Origin of the sequence: Flavobacterium sp. (assembly GCF_043778725.1) — a bacterium.
Classification (GTDB): domain Bacteria; phylum Bacteroidota; class Bacteroidia; order Flavobacteriales; family Flavobacteriaceae; genus Flavobacterium.
Genome location: NZ_JAYWFT010000178.1, coordinates 54,664 through 67,188, shown reverse-complemented (window position 1 = coordinate 67,188; position 12,525 = coordinate 54,664). Strand labels below are relative to the sequence as shown.

Annotated in this window: 9 protein-coding genes; 6 read left to right on the top strand and 3 right to left on the bottom strand. The window is 33.2% G+C overall.

Annotated features, from left to right (window positions below):
* The 3 genes from ACH2CG_RS16310 to hemN all read left to right on the top strand — a co-directional run.
* Positions 1-634 (top strand): shikimate dehydrogenase family protein (locus tag ACH2CG_RS16310; protein ID WP_395067124.1); only part of this gene is annotated, 634 nt, incomplete at its 5' end.
* Positions 635-783: 149 nt separating this feature from the next.
* Positions 784-2,946, top strand: coding sequence for a DUF349 domain-containing protein (locus ACH2CG_RS16305; protein WP_395067122.1), 2,163 nt, complete (start codon positions 784-786; stop codon positions 2,944-2,946).
* A 99-nt stretch (positions 2,947-3,045) separates the two neighbouring features.
* Complete coding sequence (gene hemN / locus ACH2CG_RS16300; RefSeq protein ID WP_395067120.1) at positions 3,046-4,410, top strand: oxygen-independent coproporphyrinogen III oxidase; 1,365 nt, start codon at positions 3,046-3,048, stop codon at positions 4,408-4,410.
* 17 nt (positions 4,411-4,427) lie between these two features.
* Here hemN and guaB read toward each other — a convergent pair whose 3' ends face one another.
* On the bottom strand, positions 4,428-5,900 hold the full coding sequence (gene guaB / locus ACH2CG_RS16295; RefSeq protein ID WP_395067118.1) for an IMP dehydrogenase: 1,473 nt from the start codon (positions 5,898-5,900) through the stop codon (positions 4,428-4,430).
* A gap of 316 nt (positions 5,901-6,216) precedes the next feature.
* Between guaB and ACH2CG_RS16290 the strand changes: the two genes are divergently transcribed.
* The 3 genes from ACH2CG_RS16290 to ACH2CG_RS16280 are packed head-to-tail and all read left to right on the top strand — an operon-like array spanning position 6,217 to position 10,148.
* A complete protein-coding gene (locus ACH2CG_RS16290; RefSeq protein WP_395067116.1) occupies positions 6,217-6,915 on the top strand; it encodes a helix-turn-helix transcriptional regulator in 699 nt (232 codons plus the stop codon).
* A complete protein-coding gene (locus ACH2CG_RS16285) occupies positions 6,909-7,601 on the top strand; it encodes a DUF3307 domain-containing protein (protein ID WP_395067114.1) in 693 nt (230 codons plus the stop codon). The genes ACH2CG_RS16290 and ACH2CG_RS16285 overlap by 7 nt, the downstream gene beginning before the upstream one ends.
* Before the next feature lie 54 nt (positions 7,602-7,655).
* Positions 7,656-10,148, top strand: a complete 2,493-nt coding sequence (locus tag ACH2CG_RS16280; protein ID WP_395067112.1) for a cation-translocating P-type ATPase — start codon at positions 7,656-7,658, stop codon at positions 10,146-10,148.
* A 385-nt stretch (positions 10,149-10,533) separates the two neighbouring features.
* Here the strand turns inward: ACH2CG_RS16280 and ACH2CG_RS16275 are convergent, their stop codons facing one another.
* Together ACH2CG_RS16275 and ACH2CG_RS16270 are read right to left on the bottom strand one after the other, a co-directional pair.
* Positions 10,534-11,397, bottom strand: coding sequence for a hydroxymethylglutaryl-CoA lyase (locus ACH2CG_RS16275; protein ID WP_395067110.1), 864 nt, complete (start codon positions 11,395-11,397; stop codon positions 10,534-10,536).
* A gap of 39 nt (positions 11,398-11,436) precedes the next feature.
* Positions 11,437-12,465: a quinone-dependent dihydroorotate dehydrogenase gene (locus ACH2CG_RS16270; RefSeq protein ID WP_395067108.1), complete on the bottom strand. Its 1,029-nt coding sequence runs from the start codon at positions 12,463-12,465 to the stop codon at positions 11,437-11,439.
* Positions 12,466-12,525: the final 60 nt, after the last annotated feature.

The window sequence follows — 12,525 nt, the reverse complement described above, 5'->3', positions numbered from 1 at the left end:
TGAAAATTTTGATATTGATAGCATCGAAGAATTTCCAAATATTTTAAAAAATAATCTCGATTTAAAAGGATTAAACGTCACTATTCCCTACAAAGAAGCCATCATTCCTTTCATGGATACTTTATCGGATAAAGCTTTTAAAATTGGCGCTGTAAATGTAATTCGGTTTACAAAAAAAGGAAATCTAAAAGGTTATAATTCTGATTGGTATGGTTTTAAAAAATCATTAGAACCACTTCTTCTTCCGCATCACAAAAAAGCATTAATTCTTGGCACTGGTGGCGCAGCTAAAGCGATTGCCTTTGCCCTACAACAATTGGGAATTTTCTATACTTATGTTTCTAGAGAAGCATCAGAAAATGCAATTGATTATAACCGAGTAAACGCAACTACATTTGATAATTTTCAAATTATAATAAATTGCACGCCGCTTGGTACAAGTCCAAATACTAAAGAATTTCCTCCTATTCCTTATGAGTTTTTTACAGAAAAGCACATTGCTTTTGATTTAATCTACAATCCCGAAGAAACGCAATTCTTAAAAAAAGCTAAGAAAAAAGGTGCTGTTACAAAAAACGGACATGAAATGTTGGTATTTCAGGCAGAAAAAGCATGGAAAATTTGGAATAAATAATTTCAATTCTTCAACTTTTATTTCTAAAAGACTTTCTATCATCAAATAAAAATCACAGAAAACGCTGATTTTCTTTGAATTTAAACCACACTTTACTATCTTTCGCGCTCCAAAAGTGGAAAATTGTATAACCTTACACATTTAAAAAAATGTCAGAAGAAATGAATGATAACCTGTCAGTTAACGAAAACGCGGCAGATGGAAACCTTAACAATGCATCGCAAGAAGCAGTTGGTTCTGAAAATCAAGAAGTTGAAGCAGTTGTTAGTACTTTAGAATCTGTAGCAGAATTAGTTCCAGATACAGAAGTAGAAGCACCGTTAGTTGCTGAAAATGAGCAAGAAAAAGTTCTTGAAGTAGAAGATTTAGTTGGTGAACAAATTACTGAAACACCAAAAGAAGTTCCTTCGACAGAAAATACTGAAATTGCAACAGAAAATGTAATTGAACTTACTGATGAGCAAGTAGCTGATGATACAGTTGTTGTTGAGGAAGAAAGTGATTTTGCCATGAACGCAATCAATAATGCAAATGCTGAAGAAAGTGAAGATGAAACGGTAAAAGGTCGTTACGACATTCCGTTGCAAGATTATGAAGCATTACCAATGGAAAAATTGGTTGAAGAGTTGGAAACACTTGTTGTAACCGACCAAGTAATGTCTATTAGAGAGCATGTTGAAGAAATTAAAAAAGCATTTTTATCTAAATATTATCATTTTCTTGATGAGAAAAAAGATGAATTTCATGCTGAAAACCCAGATACAACTGAAGATTTTCATTATAATTTTCCTTTAAAAGCAAAATTTGACGCACTATACAATCAATATAGAGATAAAAAAAATACACATTTTAAATCGCTTCAAAACAACCTTCAAGCGAATTTAGAAAATAGAATGGCACTTGTTGAAGAATTGAAAAATTTGGTTAACAATCCATCAGGAAACATTGCAAATTCTCTAAAACAGTTGAATGACATTAGAGAACGTTGGAAAACTGCAGGACCAATTCCGAAAGATAAATACAATCATGTATGGAATAATTTTCATTTCCATATTGAAAATTTCTATGATTTCTTGCATTTAGACCGTGAAGCAAGAGACATTGATTTTAAAATCAATCTAGAACAAAAACAAAAAATTATTGCTCGTGTTGCCGAATTGGTAAACGAACCAGATATCAATAAATCCTTCCGTGAATTGCAAGATTTACATAAAATTTGGAAAGAAGATATCGGACCAGTTTCTAGAGAACACCGTGAAGAAGTTTGGAAACAATTTAGTGAATTGACTAAGCAAATGCACGACAAACGTGAAACTTTCTACGAAGGTTTTAGAGCAAAAGAAACAGACAATTTAGAAAAGAAAAACAGAATTATAGCTGAACTTGAAGTTCTTGCACAAGAAAAAGTAGATTCGCACCAAGCTTGGTTGAACCAAATTGTAAAAGTTGAAGCTTTACGCAATGAATTCTTTGCAACAGGAAAAGTTCCAAGTGATGTAAATGAAGCTACTTGGGCTTCTTTTAAAACTGCAGTTAGAAATTTTAATGTATTAAAAAACTCTTTCTATAAAGAAATTAAGAAAGATCAAAATGATAATTTAAGCAGAAAACAAGCCTTAGTTGCTAAAGCAAATGAGTTGAAAGAAAGCGAAGATTTTACTGCTACTACTCCACTAATGAAGCAAATTCAAGAAGATTGGAAATTGGTTGGTCATGTACCAAGAAAATTTTCTGATGTACTTTGGAAAGAATTTAAAGGTGCTTGTAATCATTATTTTGAACGTTTAAAAGAAAGTAAATCAGAAGAGAATGCTGAAGAGGTTGCTGCTTTTGAAAAGAAAAAAGAATATTTAGAAACGTTGCGTTCATTTGAATTAGTTGGTGATCATAAAACCGATTTAGATGGAATAAAAGCGCATATTGAAGCATGGAAAGCAATTGGAAGAGTTCCTTTTAATAGAAGACATATCGAAGGAAAATTCAATAAGATATTGGATGCTTTATTTGAAAAATTAAGCTCAAGTAAAAAAGAAGGCGAACAATTGCGATTTGCTAACAGACTTGACAACATTGCTGGATCTGAAGACAGCAGAAAGTTAGACAATGAGAAAATTTTCACAATGCGCAAAATTGATGAAATACAAAATGAAATTTTCCAATTAGAAAATAACATCCAATTTTTTCAGAATACTAGAAATGCCAAGAAAGAAAATTCTATTGTTACCGAAGTAAGAAAAACTATCGAAAGACATAAAGAAGAATTAATCACTTGGAAAGACAAGTTGAAACAAATTAGAAATTTGAATAAATAATACAGAAAGCTCACTTAACGGTGGGCTTTTTTCTTATATGACAATTATCATTTTATCTTTTAGCTAACCAGAGTACTTTTGGAACTTAAAATAAATGTTATGTCAGTTTCCTTAATTCAAAAATATAATGTTCCTGGACCAAGATACACTAGTTATCCAACGGTTCCTTATTGGGAAGAAGAATTATTTTCTTTAGATAAATGGAAACAAACTTTCATCAAATCATTTGTAGAAAGTAATACTACAGAGGGAATAAGCCTTTATATTCATTTGCCTTTTTGCGAAAGTATGTGCACTTTTTGTGGTTGCAACAAACGAATTACAAAAAATCATGAGGTTGAAAACCCATATATTTTGGCGGTTTTAAAAGAATGGAATTTATACTGTGATTTGCTTCCCAAAAAACCTATAATTAAAGAAATTCATTTGGGTGGCGGCACTCCAACTTTCTTTTCTCCAGAAAATTTAACAACTCTAATTAACGGAATTTTTGCTCGAGCAATAAAAGCAAGAGAACACGAATTTAGTTTTGAGGGACATCCAAATAATACTTCAAGAAGACATTTAGAAACCTTATATGATTTAGGTTTTAGAAGAGTGAGTTTTGGAGTTCAAGACTATTCAGAGAAAGTGCAAAAAGCCATTCATAGAATACAACCGTTTCATAATGTGGCAAAAGTTACTTTTTGGGCAAAAGAAATTGGATATACTTCTGTTGGACATGATTTAATCTTTGGATTACCGTTTCAAACCTTGAATGATGTTCTTGATACAATTGACAAAACCAATTCGTTACAACCCGATAGATTGGCATTTTACAGCTATGCGCATGTGCCTTGGATAAAAGGTAGTGGACAACGCGGTTTTAAAGATGATGACTTACCAAAAGATGATGAAAAACGAAAACTTTATGAAGAAGGAAAAAAACGTTTGACTGCCAATAATTATAACGAAATTGGGATGGATCATTTTGCTCTAGAAAGCGACAGCATGAATGAATCCTTAAAAAAAGGATCTTTACATCGCAATTTTATGGGTTATACTTCATCTAAAACGCAATTGATGATTGGTTTGGGCGTATCGTCTATTGGTGATAGTTGGTATAGTTTTTCACAAAATGAGAAAACAATTGAAGACTATTATAAAAAGTTAGATCAAGACGAATTACCAGTATTTCGCGGTCATATTTTAACTAAGGAGGATTTAATTATTCGCAAACACATTTTAAATTTGATGTGTCAGTTTCGAACTTCTTGGGATAAAGAAAACACTTATTTTACTGAACTTCCAGGAATAATTAATCAATTACACGAGATGGAAGTTGATGGTTTACTTACACTTTCAAGTACATCAATAACAGTTACCGATAAAGGAAAACCGTTTGTACGTAATATTTGTATGGCGTTTGACTTGCGCTTAACAAAAAATGCACCACAAACACAATTGTTTTCAATGATAGTGTGATGCATTTAAAGTATTTTTTATCTCGAATAATTCGGAGCTTCTTTAGTAATAGTAACATTATGAGGATGACTTTCACCAATTCCGCTAGTTGTGATTCTTACAAATCTTCCAGTTTCTTGTAGCGTTGGAATGTCTTTTGCACCGCAATAACCCATTCCGGCACGAAGTCCGCCAACGAATTGTTGCATGCTTTCGTTCAATTCTCCTTTGTATGGAACACGACCTACAATTCCTTCTGGAACTAATTTTTTAATATCGTCTTCCACATCTTGAAAATATCTGTCTTTTGATCCTTCTTGCATAGCTTCCACAGAACCCATTCCGCGATACGATTTGAATTTTCTTCCTTCAAAAATGATAGTTTCTCCAGGTGATTCTTTTGTTCCTGCTAAGAGTGAACCAAGCATTACGCAATCAGCACCAGCTGCAATCGCTTTTGGAATATCTCCTGTGTAACGAATTCCGCCATCGGCAATTACTGGAACTCCAGAACCTCTCAAAGCCGCCGCAACTTCTAAAACTGCAGAAAATTGTGGAAAACCAACTCCAGCAACAACTCTAGTTGTACAAATAGAACCTGGACCAATTCCTACTTTTACGCCATCGGCACCATTTTCTACTAAATATAAAGCGGCTTCGGCAGTTGCAATATTTCCAACAATTACATCAAGATTTGGAAATTTAGCTTTCACAATTTTTAAAACATCAACCACACCTTTTGTATGTCCGTGAGCAGTATCAATAATTACGGCATCGACTCCTGCATTTACTAAAGCAGTTGCTCTTTCTAAAGCATCAGCAGTAACTCCAAGTGCAGCAGCAACGCGTAAACGCCCAAATTTATCTTTGTTTGCTACTGGTTTTTGAGCCAATTTGGTAATATCTCTAAACGTAATTAATCCAACTAATTTATAGTTTTTATCAACTACTGGTAATTTTTCGATTTTATTTTGTTGCAAAATTCCTTCTGCTTCTTGTAAAGTTGTTCCTTCGGCAGCAGTAACTAAATTTTGAGAAGTCATAACTTCCAATATAGAACGCGAATTGATTTTCTCAAAACGCAAATCTCTATTAGTTACAATTCCTTTTAAAGTTCCGTTTTCATCCACTACTGGAATTCCGCCAATTCCGTGTTCTTTCATCAACATTTTAGCATCGCCAACAGTTGAATTTAAAGGTAAAGTAACTGGATCGATGATCATTCCAGCTTCGGCACGTTTTACTTTTCTAACTTTTGCAGCTTGTTGTTCTATAGTCATATTTTTATGCAAAACACCAATTCCGCCTTCTTGCGCCATCGCAATTGCCATAGAACTTTCGGTTACAGTATCCATAGCTGCAGAAACGACAGGAACATTAAGCGAAATATTTCTTGATATTTTCGATTGAATATTGACTTCGCGCGGTAAAACTTCAGAATAATTTGGGATTAGCAGTACATCGTCATAGGTTAAACCTTCGCCAACGATTTTGGAAGTGTGTGCTTTCATTGCAATTTGTAGTTGTAGTTAAATTGCGTGCAAATATAGTGAAAAAGTGAATAGTAATTGAGAATCGTGATTAGTTTTATATACATTCTGTAGTATTGTGAGAAAATTTATTAAAAATATACCATAAAAAGGCTATAAAGTATTTTTATAACTAAAAAAGGCTATAAAGTATATTTATACCAAAAAAAAGCTATATATTTGTTATGTTAAAGAGATTTATGATGAAATCGCCAATAAAAACAAGTTTGCGCAAGCAAACCCCAATAAATAAAAAGGCGATAACATATATGACCTCTAAAAAATAAATTTTACATATATGAAAAATAAAATAGTTTTATCTGGTGATATCATTGCTTCTACAAGCTTAACTGATGAAGAAAAATCAGTTTTAGAACTGGAATTAAAAGCATTAATTTCACTTCTAGAGAAGGATTTTTTTATTTATGGAAGAATTATAAAAGGTGACTATCTAGAAATGGTTGTAGATAATCCTCATGAAGCGCTAACCATTGCAATCATTATTAAATGTTATATAAAATCAATATTTATAGATTCGAAAATTGAAACTTCAAGAAGTAAATACTTTAAAAATTATGGCATTCGCTTGGCTCTAGGTTATGGCGAATTAACAAGGTATGATAAAGTAAGTGAAGTTATTGATGGTGAAGCAATTTATTATTCGGGTAGAAAAATTAGTGAAGAGCGCACAACGTACAACAAAGAACGCATCGTAATTAAAAACACACTTTTCTTTAATTCTAATAATGAAAAATTAAACGATAACATAAATTGTATTTTGGGCTTGCTTGATGTTTTATTAAACAATGCTACTGCAAAACAATGCGAAATTTTATATCTTCGTTTATTGGGAAATAGCGAAAAAGAAATAGCCACAAAATTAAATATAAAACAACCAACGGTTAACAAGCAATTGAGTAGTGTAGGTTGGAATGCTATAGAACGAGCAACTTCCTATTTTAAATCAACATTTTTAGCATTGCGTAAAATATGGTAAAACTACTTATACTTCAAGTGATTGCTCATGTAATGAGTGATTATTTTTTTCAAACGGATGCCAGTTCAAAAGAAAAAAACGAGAATGGTTTTAAAAGCAAATTTTTATTGAAACATGCATTAATTACTTTTGTTTGTGCATGGATTTTATCTTTTGATAGCAACTTTTTCTTTTGTGCATTGCCAATTTCAATTCTTCATTATATAATTGATGGATTGAAAAAAAGTTTGAATACGAGTAGATTTGCCTTTTTTATTGATCAAATTTTACATCTGTTGGTCATTGTATTCTTTGTTTGGATTTTTAATCGCTATTTCGAATCAAATGTCATTTGGAATGTTCCTCTTTCTATAAAATGGTTAGCTATTATTTTAGGCTATTTAATTTGCATAAAACCAACAAATATTTTAATTAGAGAAACTCTTGTTGTTGGTAAAATTGAAAGCATTTCGGACACATCTGCCGAACTTAAAAATGCTGGAAAACTGATTGGTATTTTAGAACGAATTTTAGTCTTAACTTTCGTAATCATCGGAAAATTGGAAGTTGTAGGCTTTTTAATCGCAGCAAAATCAATTTTACGATACAAAGATACCGACACCATTAAAACCGAATATGTCTTAATTGGAACCATGCTGAGTTTTGGAATTGCGATGATGATTGGGTTGCTAATTAATAAATTTTAATTACTAAAAGCTTCTAAAAAAATCGTATCTTTAGTTTAAACTAAACTTTTAGTGATGACGAAAGAACAAAATAAAATTGCAGGACTTTCAAATAAAGAAGTAATTTTCTCTAGAAATAAAAACGGTTCTAACTCATTAGAACACCAAGAAAAAAATCATTTTTTGATGTCATTGCTAGAAATGATTAAAGAACCAATGTTTCTGTTATTGGTCGCCGCTGCAGGTATTTACTACATTTCTGGCGATTATGGCGATGGTATTTTCATGACAGTTGCCATCTTTTTAGTTGCAGCAATTTCGCTTTTTCAGGAAGCACGAAGTAGAAATGCTATTGAATCGCTCAAAAAATTATCCCAACCCAAAAGCAAAGTCATAAGAAATAGTGAATTGGTAGAAATTCCGAGTGAAGAAATTGTACTTGGCGATTTCATTCAAGTGGAAGAAGGCACGTTTGTTCCTGCAGATGCAACCATAATTCAATCGAATGATTTTTCGGTAAACGAAGCAATTTTAACCGGCGAATCTTTATCGGTTTTTAAGAATGAAGCATCCGAAATTAAGCAAGTTTTTCAAGGAACAATCGTTGCCACAGGATTAGCAATTTGCGAAGTTACAGCCATTGGAAACCAAACTCAAATTGGTAAAATCGGAAAAAGCATTGAGACCATTGCTGAAGAAAAAACGCCACTACAAATTCAGATTACAAATTTTGTTACCAAAATGTCCATCATTGGATTGGTGATTTTTGTAATAGTTTGGGCAATAAATTATTTTCATTCTAAAAGTATTTTAGATAGTTTATTGAAAGCCCTAACGATTGCAATGAGTGTTATTCCTGAAGAAATTCCAGTGGCTTTTGCATCGTTTATGGCACTTGGCGCATGGCGATTGATGAAAATGGGAATCATAACCAAGCAAACAAAAACCGTTGAAACTTTAGGAAGTGCTACCGTAATTTGTACTGATAAAACCGGAACAATTACCGAAAACAAAATGAGTTTGGCGCAATTTTATCTATTCAAATCGGATGCTATTGTTGACACCAAAGAAAAACTCAATCCAGATGCTGAAGAAGTTTTAAATTATGCCATGTGGTCGAGTGAACCTATTCCGTTTGATGCTATGGAACTTGCAATTCATGAGGCTTACGCCAAATTAGACTCGGTTGATGAAAGACCCAATTTTAAATTGGTACACGAATATCCATTGGATGGAAAACCGCCCATGATGACGCATGTTTTTGAAGATGCAAAAGGTAAAAAAATCATTGCTGCCAAAGGCGCGCCCGAAGCAATTATTGCAGTCAGTCATTTATCTGAAAGTGAAAAAAAGCAAGTTTTAGTCGCTATTGAAAAAATGGCTAACGAAGGTTATCGGGTTTTGGGCGTTGGCGTAACCGAATTTACTGGAACGAATTATCCAAAAATGCAGCAGGAATTCAAATTTACGTTTAAAGGTTTGGTGGCTTTTTATGATCCGCCCAAAGCTAATATTCAAGAAGTATTTGAAACGTTTTACAAAGCCGGAATTAACGTGAAAATTGTAACTGGCGATAATGCGCAAACTACCACAACTATTGCAAAGCAAATAGGTTTTAAAGATGCCGATAAAGTATTGAATGGTGATGAATTAATGGCGATGGACGAAGCGACTTTGAAAGTAAAAGTGATGGAAACTGCTATTTTTACACAAATGTTTCCCGAAGCAAAGTTGAAAATTATTCAGGCTTTAAAAGACAATAATCAAATTGTGGCGATGACTGGCGATGGCGTAAATGATGGTCCAGCTTTAAAATCGGCACATATTGGAATTGCGATGGGTAAAAAAGGAACCGAAATTGCCAAACAAGCAGCCAATTTAATTTTGATTGACGACAATTTTGCAAAAATGACCGATGCCATTGCAATGGGAAGAAAAATCTATGTGAATTTAAAAAAAGCCATTCAGTATATTATTTCCATTCACATTCCTATCATTTTGGTGGTGTTTATTCCGTTGGCTTTGGGCTGGATATTTCCAAATATTTTTACGCCAGTTCATATAATCTTTTTAGAAATAATTATGGGTCCAACATGTTCTATTATTTATGAAAACGAACCTATGGAAAGTAATTTAATGCTAGAAAAACCAAGACCTTTAACGAATACTTTTTTCAATTTGAAAGAAATTACCATTAGCATTATTCAAGGATTGGTAATTACTTTGGGATTGCTGTTTATGTATCAATATTGTGTTGAAAATAATTTTTCGGAAACCTATACACGAACTTCAATTTTTCTGACGTTGATTGCTTCAAACATCTTTCTTACATTGGAAAATCGTTCGTTTTATTATTCGATTTTTACTACAATTCGTTATAAAAACAATTTGGTTTTATTGATTATTGGGGTTACAATTGCCGTTACTTCGCTCCTACTGTTTGTTCCTGTATTCTCTAAATTCTTTTTGTTTGAAATGGTTGATTATACTCAAATTGGATTGAGTATTTTAATTGCATTTATATCTGTGATGTGGATTGAAATTTACAAGATATTTAAAAGACGTTGATTTTTTTTGGACACGTATTTTTTTTGCCACTAATTTCACGAATTTGCACGAATTAGATTGCTTTAAGATTACACGAATTTTAAAAACTTAGCTTTGAATATTTTACACGAATTTCACGAATTTGCACGAATTAATTTGCTTTAAGATTACACGAATTTTACTTACTGAACACTAATTACTAAACACTGAACACTAATTTCTAAAGACTGAACATTCATTACTAAACACTGATCACTACTAAATAGCCCAGATAGCAATGGAAAGCATTTTATTAAAGAATTCTATTTTTTGTTGTGCTAAAAAAGCGACCAACGGAAGCTCTTTTTAGTGCTTGCAAAAAAAGAATTGTTGATAAAATCTTGGAATGGATAGCTGGAAATAGCTCTTAGTGAAACTCTCCAAACAAGCGAGAAGCCACATTATAAGCGCTTTCAAAACTCATTGGACTTGTGTTGGTATTGGCTTTTTGTTGGGTGAAATAAGACAGCATTTTTTCGGTTGGCATGTTGCCTGTTAAATCGTCTTTTGCCATTGGACAACCGCCAAAACCCTGAATGGCACCATCATAACGACGGCAACCAGCTTTGTAAGCGGCATCGATTTTTTCATGCCATTTGTCGGGCGTTGTGTGAAGATGTGCTCCGAATTCGACGTTCGGGTATTTCGGAATTAAATTCGAAAATAGATAGTCAATTACTTCTGGAGTTGAACTTCCAACAGTATCCGAAAGTGACAGAATTTTAACACCCATATTCGCCAATTTTTCGGTCCATTCACCCACAATTTCTACGTTCCACGGATCGCCATACGGATTTCCGAAACCCATTGAAATATAGGTTACGACTTCTTTATTGGACTTATCTGCAATGTTTAAAATCTCTTGTAAAGTGATTAAACTCTCGGCAATGGTTTTGTGGGTATTTCGCATTTGGAAATTCTCTGAAATAGAAAATGGAAAACCCAAATATTGAATTTCCTTATGTACTGAAGCCAATTCTGCACCTTGTGTATTAGCAATAATTGCAAGTAATTTACTGGAAGTTTGCGACAAATCGAGTTGTGCTAAAACCTCAGCAGTATCGACCATTTGCGGAATCGCTTTGGGCGAAACAAAACTCCCGAAATCAATGGTATCAAAACCTACGCGAAGTAACGATTGAATATAATCTACTTTTCGGTCGGTTGGAATAAACGGCTTGATGCCTTGCATGGCATCGCGCGGACATTCTATGATTTTGATTTTTTCCATTGGAAGCCAAAGATACTAAAGAAATCGTTTTCGTAAAACTTATTTTACAATTTTAGCTTTTAATATTTCCTGATTAATTTCCTTCACTAATTGTGGTCCTTCGTAAATAAAACCTGTGTAAAGCTGAATCAAACTTGCTCCTGCTTCCAATTTTTCAATGGCATCTTGAGCAGAATGGATTCCGCCAACACCAATAATTGGGAACGATTTATTACTTTTTTCAGATAAAAATCGGATGACTTCTGTAGAACGATTGGCTAATGGTTTGCCTGATAATCCGCCCATTTCTGACTTGTTTTCTGATTGTAAATCTTCTCTTGAAAGTGTTGTATTGGTTGCAATTACACCTGCAATTTTGGTTTCGTTTACAATATCTATAATGTCTAAAAGTTGTGAATCGGTTAAATCTGGTGCTATTTTAAGAAGAATTGGTTTCTTAGTTGCGTGTTTCGAGTTTCGGGTTTCGAGTGTTGTTAAAAGTTCGGTTAACGGCTTTTTATCTTGAAGTTCTCGAAGATTTGGTGTGTTTGGCGAACTTACATTTACTACAAAATAATCGACATAATCAAAAAGTGCTTCGAAGCAAATTTCATAATCTTGCGTGGCATTTTCATTTGGCGTAAGCTTATTTTTTCCAATGTTTCCGCCGATTAAAACATTTTTATTTTTCTTTAAACGTTCGACAGCAGCTTGAACACCTTCGTTATTGAATCCCATTCTGTTGATGATTGCAGAATCTTCTTTTAATCGGAACAATCGTTTTTTGGGATTTCCATCTTGACCAACTGGCGTTAGTGTTCCGATTTCAATAAAACCAAAACCGAAGTTGGAAAGTTCTTTATATAAAACGGCATTTTTATCGAAACCCGCAGCTAATCCAACTGGATTTGGGAATTTTAATCCGAAAACTTCTGTTTCTAATCGTTTGTCATTTACCAAATATAGTGATTTGAAAAGTGATGAAAACCCAGGTATTTTGGATAAAAAACGAATTAATGAAAAGGTAAAATAATGCACTTTTTCTGGATCAAACCAAAAAAGTATCGGACGAATTAGTAATTTGTACATAGTAGTTGTGTTGTTGTGCAAAAATAGAAAATACTTTGGAGTTGGAAGTTGGAAGTTGGA